The organism is Gordonia sp. YC-XJ4 (assembly GCF_059511865.1).
Genome location: NZ_JCAMPF010000003.1, coordinates 48159 through 61646 on the forward strand (window position 1 = coordinate 48159; position 13488 = coordinate 61646).

At 66.1% G+C, this 13488-nt stretch carries 14 protein-coding genes; 1 reads left to right on the plus strand and 13 read right to left on the minus strand.

What is annotated here, in order from left to right; genetic code table 11:
* Positions 1-9 precede the first annotated feature (9 nt).
* On the minus strand, positions 10-5748 hold the full coding sequence (locus AC5ZH6_RS29355; protein WP_496169705.1) for a helicase-like domain-containing protein: 5739 nt from the start codon (positions 5746-5748) through the stop codon (positions 10-12).
* Positions 5749-5966: 218 nt separating this feature from the next.
* Positions 5967-6524: a hypothetical protein gene (locus AC5ZH6_RS29360; protein ID WP_496169707.1), complete on the minus strand. Its 558-nt coding sequence runs from the start codon at positions 6522-6524 to the stop codon at positions 5967-5969.
* Positions 6525-6733: 209 nt separating this feature from the next.
* Between AC5ZH6_RS29360 and AC5ZH6_RS29365 the strand changes: the two genes are divergently transcribed.
* A complete protein-coding gene (locus AC5ZH6_RS29365; protein ID WP_496169708.1) occupies positions 6734-7093 on the plus strand; it encodes a hypothetical protein in 360 nt (119 codons plus the stop codon).
* 6 nt (positions 7094-7099) lie between these two features.
* Here AC5ZH6_RS29365 and AC5ZH6_RS29370 read toward each other — a convergent pair whose 3' ends face one another.
* The 11 genes from AC5ZH6_RS29370 to AC5ZH6_RS29420 form a co-directional block, all read right to left on the minus strand.
* A complete protein-coding gene (locus AC5ZH6_RS29370) occupies positions 7100-7912 on the minus strand; it encodes a Fic/DOC family protein (RefSeq protein ID WP_496169710.1) in 813 nt (270 codons plus the stop codon).
* A gap of 80 nt (positions 7913-7992) precedes the next feature.
* Complete coding sequence (locus AC5ZH6_RS29375) at positions 7993-8229, minus strand: antitoxin VbhA family protein (protein WP_496169711.1); 237 nt, start codon at positions 8227-8229, stop codon at positions 7993-7995.
* A 43-nt stretch (positions 8230-8272) separates the two neighbouring features.
* Positions 8273-8458 (minus strand): hypothetical protein, encoded by a 186-nt coding sequence (locus AC5ZH6_RS29380; RefSeq protein WP_496169712.1) that lies wholly within the window; start codon positions 8456-8458, stop codon positions 8273-8275.
* 63 nt (positions 8459-8521) lie between these two features.
* Complete coding sequence (locus tag AC5ZH6_RS29385; RefSeq protein ID WP_496169713.1) at positions 8522-9190, minus strand: DnaB-like helicase N-terminal domain-containing protein; 669 nt, start codon at positions 9188-9190, stop codon at positions 8522-8524.
* A gap of 33 nt (positions 9191-9223) precedes the next feature.
* Complete coding sequence (locus AC5ZH6_RS29390) at positions 9224-9424, minus strand: hypothetical protein (protein ID WP_496169715.1); 201 nt, start codon at positions 9422-9424, stop codon at positions 9224-9226.
* A 139-nt stretch (positions 9425-9563) separates the two neighbouring features.
* The gene (gene nrdH, locus AC5ZH6_RS29395; protein WP_496169717.1) at positions 9564-9797 is read right to left on the minus strand and encodes a glutaredoxin-like protein NrdH; all 234 of its coding nucleotides are present in this window, start codon (positions 9795-9797) and stop codon (positions 9564-9566) included.
* A 378-nt stretch (positions 9798-10175) separates the two neighbouring features.
* Entirely contained in the window at positions 10176-11180 is a 1005-nt protein-coding gene (locus AC5ZH6_RS29400) for a GDSL-type esterase/lipase family protein (RefSeq protein WP_496169718.1), read from the minus strand.
* Positions 11164-11472 carry a hypothetical protein gene (locus AC5ZH6_RS29405; RefSeq protein ID WP_496169720.1) on the minus strand — a complete coding sequence of 103 codons (309 nt, stop codon included), beginning with the start codon at positions 11470-11472 and terminating at the stop codon, positions 11164-11166. The genes AC5ZH6_RS29400 and AC5ZH6_RS29405 overlap by 17 nt, the downstream gene beginning before the upstream one ends.
* 228 nt (positions 11473-11700) lie before the next feature.
* Positions 11701-11961: a hypothetical protein gene (locus AC5ZH6_RS29410; RefSeq protein ID WP_496169721.1), complete on the minus strand. Its 261-nt coding sequence runs from the start codon at positions 11959-11961 to the stop codon at positions 11701-11703.
* 309 nt (positions 11962-12270) lie between these two features.
* On the minus strand, positions 12271-12552 hold the full coding sequence (locus tag AC5ZH6_RS29415) for a hypothetical protein (RefSeq protein WP_496169722.1): 282 nt from the start codon (positions 12550-12552) through the stop codon (positions 12271-12273).
* A 370-nt stretch (positions 12553-12922) separates the two neighbouring features.
* Positions 12923-13261, minus strand: coding sequence for a hypothetical protein (locus tag AC5ZH6_RS29420; RefSeq protein ID WP_496169723.1), 339 nt, complete (start codon positions 13259-13261; stop codon positions 12923-12925).
* Positions 13262-13488 lie beyond the last annotated feature (227 nt).

Below are 13488 nucleotides of genomic sequence, written 5' to 3' on the forward strand. Positions count from 1 at the left end.
CGGATGAGGCTATCGCGACGGTCCGGTATCGCGCGGCGGCTGCCGCGTTGCACGGCGTGACACATCAGGGAACGCGGGCGGTGCGGACTCGGTGGTGCCGCGCGGTGTGGTCGAGCGCTGGACGCCACGGGTGGCGATCGCCGCGGCGCGTTGCGCGGCTGTCATCGGCGCCGACGCTTGATCCTTCTGTGCGGGCGAGCTGTTCGCTGACTTCTTCTCGGCTGCGTATTCGGCGGCGCGGAGTTCTTCACCGCGTTGGGCGTGGTGTCGGTATTCCTCGCGGGAGTCGAGGCCGGCCTCCTCGACCATGTGGGTGGTCGGGTTCCATTCCAGTGACCATCCGGGTTTCCGTCCGGCCTCTCGGAGTCGCTCGGCCGCGGCGTCGCGGGCGGCGATCGCTTCCGGGGTTTGTGACTCGGCGCGGATCTCGTTCTTGATTTGTTCGAGTTCGACTCGTTTGTCGCGCACCGTGTCGGCGTGCTCGAACCGGGTATCCAGGCGCGGGATCAGGACCTCGCGTTCGCGGGTCATGTCGTCGATGTCGCGCTGGTAGTTCGCGGGCAGGTCAGCCAGGCGGGCGTGCGCGTTCTCCACCCGTGTGGCCAACCCGTTGGCCGCGGCCGGGCTGTTCGACTTGAGCAGCTGCACGCCGTCGCTACTCGACGCGTACTGCGGTGTGGCCAGCGGCCCACCGGTGAACCGCATGTACATCTGATCGCCCTCCAACGATCGCGACATCTCTAACTGGATGCCTGTCGCGGGGAACTCCGCGATCGCCCGGTAGTCGGATGCACCACGACCTTTGAGTGCCAGGTAGTTATCGCGCGCCCGCTCCAACAAGGCGGCACTGCGCGCCGGACGCTCGTCGAACGACAGCGAGTCACCGGTGACCGAGGCCAGAATCCGGAAGTCTTGTCCACCGGCATGCCAGCGTTCAAGGTCGGCGGCCAAGGTGCCCAGTGCGTCCAACTCCCGCTGCTTTTGCGGGATCATCTTGTCCAGGGCACCGACTCGACGTCGTGCGTGCGACTGGGTGTCGCGATGGGCGCCCTCGAGTGCGGTGAGCTTGGAGACTTCGTCGTCGAGTTCGACCATCCGGATGAACCGCATGTCGCCGGTCGCCGCGGCTTTCGTCGCGGCGGCAGCTTCGGTCAGCGACTCATTGTCAATCTCGGCGATCTCGTCGGTGTTCGACAGCTGCCCCTTCTTGTACTCGTCGATGAACCGCGACTTCGATTCGACCTTGCCCCACATCACCGTGTCGGTGGTACCTGCGGTCACGTACTGCAGAATCTCGACATCGCTGTTCTGGTTTCCTTGCCGCACGATGCGTCCCTCGCGTTGTTCGAGGTCGATCGGGCGCCACGGCACATCAACGTGATGCAGTGCGGCGAGCCGGGTTTGGACGTTGACACCGGTGCCCATGCGTTCGGTCGAGGCGATCACCACCCGCACCTTCCCGGTCTTGGCGTCGTTGAACAACTTCAACCGTTGTGCCGGTGTCTTGGCGTCGTGGATGAACCGAATCTCCTCCGCGGGCACTCCGCGCTCGACGAGTTCGTCCTTGATCGCTGAGTACACCGTCCACGACCCATCTGCTTTCGGGGTACCGCGATCACAGAAGGCGATCTGGAAACTCCCCGGCAGCGCGGCCGGCCCCGACCGGTCCTCGGTGAGGTACACCCGGTCGCAGTCGCGGTGATAGATACGGGCGATCTGCTCGGCCACGGATTCGGCACGGGTGGTACCCGCCTGGGGAGTGAGCCCGACCAGTCGCGGGTCGAGGGCGACGTTGCGGCCGTCGTTGAGGACCTTGAGTGGGTTGTCGATCCGCGCATCATCAGGCGCGTGATCCGCCCGGTACTCGATGTCGGTGATGAAATCGCGCACCGCCTGTCCGGGCTCGATGGCGATCATGGTGCGACCGTCGAACGAGGGGAGTTTCGCCGGCACCTGCGCGCGCGTGACGACGTCGGTGAACTGCTGCGATAGCGCGTACATGGCGCGCGGGTTGTTGTACGAACTGACCCGCGAGACCACCTGCAGCCGTGTTCCGGTGGAGTTGGTGATTGTCTCCTGCCGGGTCTTGGTGAACGTCGCCGCCCAATCGGTGATACTCGCAACCCCAGCAGTTTCCAGAACATCGGGCCGTAGGTACTGCTGCATCACCCACGCCTCCGCTAGGGAGTTCGCGATCGGGGTGCCGGTGGAGAACATCGCCACCTTCTCCGCCCCGGCGGGCAGCACCCGGCCCTCGGAGCGGGCGCGTCCTTGGGCGAGCTCGCGCAGATGCCCCAGCTTCAGAGCGAGGTCTTCGGCCTTCTGCGACCCCGGATGCGACAGCGAGTCGATCGCGCACTCACGGGATTTGTTCTTGTAGCCGTGCGCCTCGTCGACAATCAGATAGTCACAGCCGGTCTGTTCGAAGTACAGGCCGGTGTCCTTGCTGCGTTTGCCCTTGGTGAGCGCGGTGATCCGCTTCTCCAGGCGCGCTTTGGCGTCCTCGATCCGTTTGACCGTCGACCGCTCCAGCGAGCTGGACTCCAATTGGTGCTGCAACTCGGCCAACTGGCCCTTCATGTAGTTGGCCTGCCGGTCCGGGTGGGTGGGGATCAGCTCGAACACACTGGAGGGCACGATCACCATGTCCCAGTCCGCGGTCGCGCTCTGCGACACCAACAACCGGCGGGCCTCATCGTCCATACTCTTGCGCCCGGCAAGCACATTGGCCGCCGGATACCACTGCTTGGCCTCGCGGGCGACCTGCTCAATCAGGTGGGTGGGCACCACAATCCACGGCTGGGCGACCAGGCCGCGGCGTTTGAGTTCCATCGCGGTCATGAACATCGTGCCGGTCTTACCCGCGCCGACCACATGATCGAGCAACACCGTCGGCTCGGCCAACGCCCGCGCGACCGCGTTGCGCTGATACGGGTGCGGACTGAATTCGGTCGACACCCCAGGCAAGCTCAGATGGGTGCCGTCATACACGCCGGGCACGAACGTGTTGAACCTGTCGTTGTACACCCGCACCAGCCGGTCGGTGCGGTCCTGATCCGACCACACCCACTGGGCGAACTCGTCACCGATCTTGCCCATCTGCACCTGCGACATCAGCGTGGCCTGCGCATCAATCGCCGGTGCACCGGCCTCGACGTCACCGGAACTGTTGGTGATCGACACCGATTCCTGATTGAGCAACGCCTCGAACAACTCCCCAGCGGTGCGGGCCTTGCGGTCCTCGTCGTTCGGGGCGCCGAACTCGGTGAAGTATTTGTCCACATCCACCGCGTGCTCGGCAACGGTGACCGTCCACTTCCCGGCGCCCCGCTCCACCCGCACCCGGTCCCCGCCACCGAGGACTTCACGCACGAACACCGCATAGTCGGCGGGCTCGACCCAGTTCACACCGGGTTTGACCACACCGATCTCGGTGGGCTGCAGATCAGCGGGGATCACCGCCGCCAACGCGTCCCGTGATTCGCGTAGATCGGCGCGGACCTGCTCGTCGGTGGCCTCGTCCAGTAGCTGTTGCGCCGCAGCATGTTTCGCCCGCACATTCCCGGACAGGAATTGCGCGGCCGGCACCAGATCGTCGGTGCCGTCGACGGCGGCGAACACCTGCCCGCGCAGCTGCTCACGCGCGGTCGGGCGGTCGACGTCGAGCAACCCGGCAACCCGCCCCAGATCGACGCGGCCGGTCTCGCCCAAGCAGATCGCGACCGCATCGTGTGCAGTGTCGGCGCGATCAACGCGCGCGGGCGGGGAGTACACGTCACGATGAAACAGTGGCGCCTTGCGGGCGGTCTGGGTGTCCTCGTTGAAGATCTCGATCGCCATCAGCGTCGCGGTCATCGGATCATCACGCAGCTTGGCCATGTGGTTTCGGCGGAACTGCACCGCGGTCGGCGCCGCGGCATCTTCGGCGATCCGCTCGAGTTCTTCCGGCGGCAGGGCACCGGGATACGGGTCGATGACCGGACTCCCACTGTCATCAAGGACCGGCTCACCGAGATTATCCAGGCGTGGGCTGCCGTTACGGGCCCGCCACCGCTGCTCCAACGTGGCCCGCCGCGTCCGGACCTCGCTGTCGGTGCGTTCCCGGCCACCTTGTTCGGTGAACCGGTTGATCGGCCCGTACACACTCACATACCGCTCATAGGACTCGTTGAGGTCCGCGCGCAGATCATTACGGGTGCCCAGATCTGCGCCGCCGGTCTGCGCACCGATCACCGCGACCGTCAGATCCCGCAACTCCAGCAGATGCCGAGTCTCGGCGATCCGCGACTTCGGTACCGGCATCGGCGCCCACTGCGGCCCGTCGTCGGCCGCGGCGCGATAGGTTTCGAACGAGGCTGTCGTGTCGTTCCAGCGGACCGTGCCCTCGATCGGCACACCCGCGTACAGCGTTGTGGCATCAGCGATTCCGTCGCGGAACACGCCCGTGTCGTGCTCGCGGTGCGAGCTGGCGACCGGGGTGTGGGCCAGCCCACGACGACGGGCGTCGGCGACGATCCCACCGAGGATGCTGCGCACATGATCGGCGGTGGCGATCGTGTCGTCGGCGGCCACCACCAGCGAATCGTCGCGGTAAAGGCCACGATCCAGGCGCATCTGGCCGGCCACATGGTCGGGATGCTCAGCGAAGTAGGCGTTAACCGCGATCGCCTTGTCCTGGCCGTCGCGATCAGCCAGCTCGACCATCCGGGTCTGTATCCAGTCCGGTTCCTCGTTGACCCCGCGCGGAGTGTCCCGCCGGCGGAAAACCAGGAGATCGGTCGTCACCTCGGTACCGGCGACCTCCCGAAAAGCCGTGCTCGGCAGACGGACCCCGCCAACCAGATCAGCCAACCCGGCCATCTCCCGGCGCGCCGCCACACCCGCCGTCCCGACAGCATCCATCGTCGAGGCCGTCGTGATGCCCATGACCCAGCCGCCCGGTGCGGTCAGATGCAGCGACTTGATCAGGAAGTGATTGTGCAGGCTGTAGCGGTAGTCCGGGTTGTACACCGGATCATGCACCGCAGTCTTGGCGAACGGTACATTGCCGATCGCCGCCGTGAACGATCCTTGCGGCACCGTGGTGGTCTCGAAGCCTTCCAACCGCACCTGCGCATCCGGATTCAACAGATGCGCGATCTGGGCGGTGATCGGTTCCTTCTCCACACCCACCATCACCGCCTCCGGCGGCGCCAACGACATGAACGTCCCCGACCCACACCCCGGCTCCAACACCCGGCCACCGTCAAAACCGGCGTCCTGCAACGCCTCCCACATCGCCGACACCAGCCGAGGGTCGGTGTAATGGGCGTTGAGCGTCGACCGGCGCGCCGAATCATATTCGCCAGCGGTCAACAAATCGCGGAACTGCTCACGTTCACCGGCCCATTCCGGCTTGTTCGGATCGAACAACTCCGGGACCGCACCCCACCCCGACCAGCGGGCCAACACCTGCTGCTCCTCGACGGTAGCGAGCCGGTTTCCTTCCCGGCACGCCACCGCGATCCGCGCCGCCTCAATATTCGCTCGGGCCCGCGACTTCGCACCCGAGGGCACCAACACCGTGCCCGGATGCGCAAACCGACCCGCCACCACCACTTGCGGGGCGACGCCCAGTTCCGGTTCGGCGCCGAGAGCAGTCGACGACGGTTCGTTGGCCGCGGTCTGGAGCTCGTTGTCGACTAGGGGACTGCTCGGGACAGTATCGTCGACGAGTGTGTCGGCGGAATCCGCTGCGCCAGAGGACATGTCCGGCACATCGAATGCGGGGACAGCGACCAGGCTGCCGTCCGGGCGTGCAGCGAGCTCCACCCGGGTCTGCGACCACTGTGACAGTGGTACACCCTGTTCGGACTGCGCCACTTCGGGCAGCTGTGTCCGATCAGCCGGGGGCAGGGGAGTGCCACCAGGATCGGTCAGCGCCGGGTCGATCGGTTGACGGAAATCCTCCGTCGCATCGAACAGGCTTAGCTGCGCGTCTTCACCAGGTCGGCCTCGACGGCGGCCGCGACCTCGAGAGCCACCAGATCGTCCGGGCTGCTCGGCAACGCCAGACCGTCGATCGAGCGAGCCTCGATCAGTCCCGCCGCCCGCACCACCCACGCCGGTTCCTTGTCCGGCCACAGCTTCTCGGCCAACCGATCCGAGTCCCGGCTCGCCGGCACCCACAGATCCTCGTTGATCCACTGATACACCGCGCTGCCCGGCCGGATCACCGGCTCGCTCACCAGGTCCGCCGACTCCTCCGCTGTCAGTTCCGCGCTGAGCTGCTCCTGGCGCAGCTGATCGCTGAGCACCTCGTTCGCGATCATCCGCGCCCGACTCTGCAACTCCCGGCTGTCCTCGAAACCCAGCTCCCGACCCGGATTCTCGGTGCGCCACTGCTCGATCAGCACCTGCGCCTGATCCTCGATCAGCGCCGCCAACTGATCCCGCACCCTCTCGACCTCGATCTGAATCTCGTTGTCCGACAACGCCGGACTCTGCTCCCGCAGCTGCTCGCGCTTCACGTCCAGTGCCCCCATGAGACACCTCCTCGTCGTCGGAATTGAACACGTCAAACAGGCCCCCCGTAATCGCGGGGCCCTTCTTGTGGGCAGCCATGTACGCCGCATCCCTCCAGTCGCCAACCATCAGGTACTGGCCAGCATGACACGGCCTGCCGTGAACGCGAGTGTAGAACCCACCCAGATAGCCGTCAATGGGCTGTTGACACCATGCGTAGGGTGGTGTCATGCCTACCGAGGTCGTCGCTGCCCGCCACCTGCCTGAACTGGATCGTTGGGTCTTGACCTGGGGCGAAAGCGAGCACTCACCACCGATGCGCGCCCGCTCGATACCGACATTCGTTGCTGCAACATTCACCGAGCCCGTGCGGATCGACTGGCCGGCCGCCATCACCGAGATGCGCAGGGAGATCGCGGCCGCGGACGCCGCGGCCGCCGACGCGCAAGCGCATGCCCAGCGGGTGCGCACCCGGGCCGCGCAGCAACTCCTCGACAGCGGCATCGCCGAAAGTTTCGGGGACGCCGCAGCGTTCCTCGGGGTATCCCGTCAACGCATCCACCGGCTGATCGCCGACAGTGATCGGTGAGGCGGGTCAGCGGCCCCGGCCGGAGTCGCTGTCGCGGCCGGGATCACGGCTCGGCGATGGTCCACGCTGACCAGAAGCAGGGCGCGACGTGCTGTCGCGAGCCCGATCGGAGGTGAGGGGCGGCGTCCTCCGGGTCACTCCGCGACTGGCGATCCGTGCTGCCCGCTGCGCGGCGGTCTCGCGCTCGACAGCGGCGGGTTGCGGTGGCGTGAGGGGTTCAGCGATCCGCGCGAACACCGGGACCATGGTGTCGGGGACGGGTTCGAAGGCGCCGCGGTCGGGGTGAGAGAGCATGGACGCGTTGACCCACTGTTCTGGTGTGATGCGGCTGTAGTCGAGTCGGTAGCCGGCGTCCTGCGCGAGCTGGGACATGAACACCTTGGCTGCCCGGCCGTTGCCCTCCCGGTAGGGGTGTCCCATGTTGATCGAGGCGTAGACAGTGGCGGCCTCAACAGCGAAACCACCGTGATCCAGGTCAGTCCAGTCAACGCTGGCAATGTGGTCGCGGGCGTGGTCGAGGTAGCGGACGATCTGGTGCGGTTCGGCGAACGGCAGGCCGTCTTTGATCAGCGGATAGGTGCGCGGGACGCCGGCCCACTCGTAGAGCGGGGAGAACAACGCGGCGTGGATCGCGTGTAGGTGCTCGGCGTTGTAGGTGCGGGCGATCGGGATACGCCCGTCGACGATCATCGCTTCGCGGTGTGCGGTGATGGTGTACTCGGCCGCGGCAAGCTCGTCGGCAGCGGTGAGACCGAGTTTGTTGGCCAACACGGCGGTTCCTGGGATCAGCGTTGCTTCCCAGTCCTCACGTGCAGTCACTGGCCCTCACCTCCCAGACATGGCGACGGCACCACCGGGGGCGGTGGTGCCGTCGTGAACAACTACCGGGTTGTGCGAGGTCAGCCGAAGGCGTGTGACGCTCGCACGCCTCGGGCCATGCCTACCGCTTCGGCGATCACCTCGGCCTCGGTCAGCTCGCCGCGCGCCGACCGGGTGAGCAGGTCGACGTCTGCGCGTTGCGGGTCCCACCCTTCGAGGACGTTGTTCTCGATTGCCTGCACGACCCCACGAACCTGGGCGTCGGTGAGGCCGGCAAACAACTCCGGCCAGCAGCTGATCCAACGTGACTCCATCATCACCGCACCTTCCTGTCGTGAATGTTGCGTTGTACGTGGTGGTTCACCGATCCGCCGGGCCCTCCACCCGGTCGCGTAGTGCGGCGACCTCCTCGTCGGCGGTGGCCGCGCCGATCCGGCGGGCGGCGGCCTCGCCGTCAGCGCTCATCGCCATGCCGGCCATCTCGTGGCCTGCGGCGATCGCGGCGATGGTCTCGTCGTCGGTGCGGGTGACGTGCGGTGCTGCCATGACGGCGCTCCTCCCGTGGGTGTTGGTGGCCATTCTACCGGCCAGTTCGAGTGTGTGGGCTGCTCAGAGGCGGGCGAGGCGGTCGGTGATGGCGAGCATCCGGGTGTCGGCGGCCCGGCTCATGGTGATCAGGTCGTCTCGGAGGCCGGCGAGGTCGCTGGTGGGGAGTTCGGCCATGCCCTGGCGCATTCCGTCGATGAAGCGGATGTAGCCGCGGCGGTACCAGGACTCGACGAGCGCTGTTGCGAGGTGCGGCAAAATGTGGCCGTGATGGGGGTGGCTGTATCCGGCGGGGGCGGTGAGTTCGAGCAGCAGTGAGCGGGACAGGTGACGGTGCCGGCGGCTCGGTGCCGCGGCATCCAGGCGGGCGAGGACCAGGGCGGGGCTGACTGGTTGTCCTTCGTCGATCATGGCGACGATGGCCGTGAAGATCACTCGGTGGATCGGGTTCACGAAAAGCGGATCCGGTGCGGGGAGCAGGTCGGCAGGTAGGTCGGTGGTGGCCCGCTGTGCGGGACTGCCGAGAATCGCATAGGCGACGGCTTCGCTGACCGGGGCAGGCGCCCAGAGTAGGGCAGTGAGGAACTCTCGCTCGGCAAGGCCGGCGTTGGTGTCGTCGTCGACCAGGCTGTCCAGGTAGGCGGCTTCGTCGGCCGGGGTCAGCTCTGGTGGGGCCTGATCGTCAGCGTCGACGGGTGCGGCATCTGGCACCGAGGGTGCGTGCTCGTTCATGGTGATCACCTGGGTCTCCTGACGATGGCTGGTTCAGTTGGTCTGGGCGATGCGGCGGCGGTGCACGACGAAGCGAATGTTGGTGAGATAGGTGGTGATTCGTTCGACGTCGGCCTGGTCGTGAGCGGTGGTGGCGAGGTCATGTTCCAGGTGCCTGGCAACTCCCTCGAGTACCGAGGTCGGTAGAGCGGCGACGGTGGCTTCAAGAGTGGCTGTGGTGGGGCGATGCATCATGCACCAGCGCTGTCCGCCAACAGTTTCCAGTATCGGGTCGTCCACCGGTCGGCCACACACCGGGCATTCGGTGGGGCAGTTCGTGGGCGGTGGCGTTGGCATGGTGATCGGCTTCCTCGTCTCTCGTTCTCGGGGCAGGTTAGGCGGCAACGGCGAGAGCTTTGATGCGGTCAGGCCGAAATCCGCTCCAATGTTCTTCTCCCACAACAACTACGGGGGCTTGCAGGTATCCTAATCCCATAACGTAGTCGCGTGCGTGATTGTCGGTGCTGATGTCGACGATCCTGTAGGGCAGCCCGTGCTTGTCGAGAGCTTTGTAGGTGGCGTTGCACTGCACGCATGCCGGCTTGGTGTAGACGGTGATTTCGGGCATGTCAACGGCCTCCCTGGTGTCGTTCCGTACGTTCATGATACCTCTTTTCATGTTGTCCCACAACACTTTTCAAAGTTCTTACGCCTTGCTGGACGGGGTGTCTCGTGGTCGTTGGGACTGGTGGATTGCTTTGGTACCGGCGGCTTCTGGCTGTTCGTCGAACGGTGCAAGGGGGAAAGTCGATAAAAGTCTGTCGGGCGAAGCCGAACCCGGAGGGTGGCAGAGTTTTTCGCGGCCCTTGCGGCGGGAGACGGACAGTTAGATGATCGAAGGTCCAAAGCACTCCATTGTGGTGTGAAAGTCGTCGTAAACCCAAAGGATCGCCCCGGTGACCGGGACGATCCTTTGTTCGCGGGGCCCTGGAGGCTGGCCCGGCTGTTAGCGGGCTGGGGTCGCGGTTGTGGTGGTGGTTGCGGTGATGGTGGTGGTCGGGGGAGTTGCTGTGACTGTGACGGTGCTCTTCGGTGGGGTAGCTGTGGTGGTCACTGTTGTTGTGGCCGTGCTGGTTTCGGTGGTGGTTTCGGTGGCCGTCGTTGTCTCGGTGGTGGGGGTGGTGCCCGCTGGTGTGGTGGTGTCGCCGTCGGTCGTCTCTGGGAAGGTTGTGTCGTCGACGCTGGTGGTGTCTGCGATGTCGGTGGTTCCCTCAGTCGAGGATGTTTGGGCTGCGGCGGCGGTGTGGGACATGTCGCTTAGTGCGTGGGCGAATGCCGCGATGCGGGCCTTGGTTCCCTCGACGGTGTAGTGGATGCCGTCGGGGAAGAAGAGGTCGTCGGAGGCTTGAGCGGCCCAGTCGAAGACATGCAGGTTGGGATAGCGGCCGGTGGCGGCGCGCAGCGCGTCATTGAAGTGGATCATGGCGGTGTTGTCGGCCGGGGCTGCGGCTGCGGCGGTGGTCTTGACGGTGGGCCACAGGACGGGTTTTCCGTTGGTGAGTGCCATGACGCGGTCGATGCGTTCGGCGGCGGTGACGGCACTGCCGGCGGCCTCGTTGGCGGCGTCGTTGTCGCCGAGTGCGATGACGTAGCAGTCGGGGTTGTGGGTGTTGGCGGCGGCGATGGCGTCGACGCCGGGGCTCGCGTTCGCGATCTGTTCGACGACGGCGCGGCCGCTGGCGGCATCGACGATGGTGTTGTGGACACCGGCGATTGCGGCGTATTGAGCGGGTAGTTGTTCGTTGGTGTCGGGCAGGAATTGGGGGTCGGTCATGCCGACGGAGGTGGAGTCACCGATGTGCGCGGTGGTCGTGCAGGCACCGGCAGCTGGGGTCGGGGCGGGATCGGCTGAGGCTGCGGTGATTCCGATGGCACCACAGACGACGACGCCGGCGATGCTGACGCCGGCGACCAGTCGCCGGTGGTTGGTGGTGTTATGCGGTGTGGGCATAGTGGGTTCCTTGATCGAGGAGGATAGCCAGGACATGACCGACGTAGGCGGGCGCGGGACAGGGCAGGCCATGGAGGGCATGCATGTGATGAATCGCGGCCACCACTGCGCAGGACTCGGGGAGGCCTTGGGTGGCAAGGACTGGCTGGTAGGCCCGTGCGTGACGCAGGAGCTCGCCCGCCCGTAGTCCGGCGACGGTCGTGTCGGGTCGCACCGCGACCCGCTTCGACAGACCGGCGAGAATCGAAGTGTCGGCGAGAGTCGGGTGAGGTCGCTGGTATGGGTCGGTCATGGTGCTCCTTGCTCAGTGGGCGTGCAGGGACGACCGGCCCGGGGCACGTCCAAGCGCGCTCGGTGCACGAGCGCTGCATCCCACGCGGATACGGCTACGACAACATGCGCACCCGCATCGGGTGCGTTGGGACACAACATGACAGGCGCCAACCAGTCGCCCCCAGTTTAACGCCGAATGCCCTGGACCAGAAGGGTCCAGGGCATGTCGGCACGATCGGGTAGCAGATCAGATGTGTTGACCGGTGTAGTACCAGGAGGACGCACCGACGCTGAAGCACTTCGATTTGCCGATGTAGGCGCCATTGTGCTGGCGGGCCTGCACGCATGATCCCGCGGTGGGGAACGGCCCGAAGCTCTGGGTGTAGCCGGCGTGTGCGTCGCCGGCGGACAGGGTGGCGCCGCCGATCATCGCGGCTGCGGCCGCACTGGACAGGACTGCTGCGGCGACGCGACGACGCAGGCGGCGGGTCGGGGTGGGGGTGGTCATCGGTGGTGCTCCTTCGTGATGGTTGCCTGCGGACGTGAAAGTGACTGGCAGACAGGCGAGGACACGATCCTGCGCCACACTCACCACGAGACACACGACATTCCCGTTCGAGACACGTCAGTACGACACAGCGGGTTTCGTCAGGAAACGCGGTGCGTTGAGGAGTGACAGGCGCCAACCAGTCAATGCCGAGTGTAGCCCACTGCGCGGTAGTTGATCGACCTTTCACGCCACTACGCACAGCCATCAATGTTGTTGACGGATAACAACAATGGGCGGCCCAGTGTGGGCCGGGCCGCCCGGTGCGGACTACGTCCGGGGGTCAGGGACTCCGTAGCGGGGCGAGATGGTGAGGAACAGGCACTCTCGGCCGTCCTCGTCGATGACCGTGGCGCCGAGTCCGGTGGTGAGGATCTCCGCGAGGCCCAGTGCCCAGTCGGTGAGGCTGAGGTCGATCATGTCCTCGATACTGGCCAGCGGTGTGAACCAGCGGTTATCGCGGGTGTCGGCGTGATCGAGGACGTCGGTGGCTCGGATGATCTCGCGAGCTGCAGGAGATGCGGTAGGGGCGTTGGTGATGATCCAGTTCATGGTGAGCTCCGTTCGTTGGGTCTGCCTGGGTGGCGGACGTCGGAGACGTGGGGACCGGTCGAGGGTGGGGTGTCCACCCCGAAGAGTCCGGCGGGCCGGAGACCAGTTCTGCTGCGAGCGAAGCGAGTACGGGTTGCAGGGCTGGTCGGAGCGCGTGGGTGCAGCGTAGCGGAGAACACGCGGAAGTCGCCGGGCGTGGGTGGACGCCTCGGGCCCCCGACCGGTCATCATCGGTCGACGTACGCACTCCACAAAGTAAGTGGGCTGGTGGCCAGCACGAGGTGGAGCGCGCGAAGCGCTCAACCTTGATGAAAAGGGACGCGGGTCGGGCAGAGCCGCGTGGCGCGGCCCTGCCCGACCCGATGGGGTGCTACCCCCAGGGGATGGCGTTGTAGATGCCGGCCTGGACGATGGCGTCTGCGTGGTCGGCGTCGAGGTCGATGGCCTCGTTGGCGCGGCTGGCGGCGGCGATCTGCCGGCGCATCGCGGTGTTGATCTGGACGCGACCACCGATGATGCCGTTGAGCCCTCGGGCGATGGTATCGAGGGTGATGGTGTGCTCGGCTTCCTCGAGGTCGGTGATGACCGCCCGCTGGGTGGTCGACCATTGGTAGGCACTGCATTCCGACCAGTGGCCGATACCGCCCTCGAGTGCGGTGGTGAAGACGTGGGTGAGGAAGTCGGTACGTGCTGCGCTGCGAATAGCCATGTTGGTTTCCTTCGATCAAGCGCGACCCTGTGTCGCGCGTCCCCCTGGTGGGGACCGGTCGAGGGTGGGGTGTCCACCCCGAAGAGGCCGGCGGGCCGGAGACCAGTTCTGCTGCGAGCGAAGCGAGTACGGGTTGCAGGGCTGGTCGGAGCGCGTGGGTGCAGCGTAGCGGAGAACACGCGGAAGTCGCCGGGCGTGGGTGGACGCCTCGGGCCCCCGACCGGTCA

What these genes read in the sequence shown, in the direction of transcription:
- AC5ZH6_RS29380 (WP_496169712.1), bottom strand. Translation starts at nt 8,458, where the DNA reads ATGGCAGCACCGCACGTCACCCGCACCGACGACGAGACCATCGCCGCG.
- AC5ZH6_RS29360 (WP_496169707.1), bottom strand. Translation starts at nt 6,524, where the DNA reads ATGGGGGCACTGGACGTGAAGCGCGAGCAGCTGCGGGAGCAGAGTCCG.
- AC5ZH6_RS29420 (WP_496169723.1), bottom strand. Translation starts at nt 13,261, where the DNA reads ATGGCTATTCGCAGCGCAGCACGTACCGACTTCCTCACCCACGTCTTC.
- AC5ZH6_RS29375 (WP_496169711.1), bottom strand. Translation starts at nt 8,229, where the DNA reads ATGATGGAGTCACGTTGGATCAGCTGCTGGCCGGAGTTGTTTGCCGGC.
- AC5ZH6_RS29400 (WP_496169718.1), bottom strand. Translation starts at nt 11,180, where the DNA reads ATGCCCACACCGCATAACACCACCAACCACCGGCGACTGGTCGCCGGC.
- AC5ZH6_RS29390 (WP_496169715.1), bottom strand. Translation starts at nt 9,424, where the DNA reads ATGATGCATCGCCCCACCACAGCCACTCTTGAAGCCACCGTCGCCGCT.
- AC5ZH6_RS29405 (WP_496169720.1), bottom strand. Translation starts at nt 11,472, where the DNA reads ATGACCGACCCATACCAGCGACCTCACCCGACTCTCGCCGACACTTCG.
- AC5ZH6_RS29355 (WP_496169705.1), bottom strand. Translation starts at nt 5,748, where the DNA reads ATGTCCTCTGGCGCAGCGGATTCCGCCGACACACTCGTCGACGATACT.
- AC5ZH6_RS29385 (WP_496169713.1), bottom strand. Translation starts at nt 9,190, where the DNA reads ATGAACGAGCACGCACCCTCGGTGCCAGATGCCGCACCCGTCGACGCT.
- AC5ZH6_RS29410 (WP_496169721.1), bottom strand. Translation starts at nt 11,961, where the DNA reads ATGACCACCCCCACCCCGACCCGCCGCCTGCGTCGTCGCGTCGCCGCA.
- AC5ZH6_RS29365 (WP_496169708.1), top strand. Translation starts at nt 6,734, where the DNA reads ATGCCTACCGAGGTCGTCGCTGCCCGCCACCTGCCTGAACTGGATCGT.
- AC5ZH6_RS29415 (WP_496169722.1), bottom strand. Translation starts at nt 12,552, where the DNA reads ATGAACTGGATCATCACCAACGCCCCTACCGCATCTCCTGCAGCTCGC.
- nrdH (WP_496169717.1), bottom strand. Translation starts at nt 9,797, where the DNA reads ATGCCCGAAATCACCGTCTACACCAAGCCGGCATGCGTGCAGTGCAAC.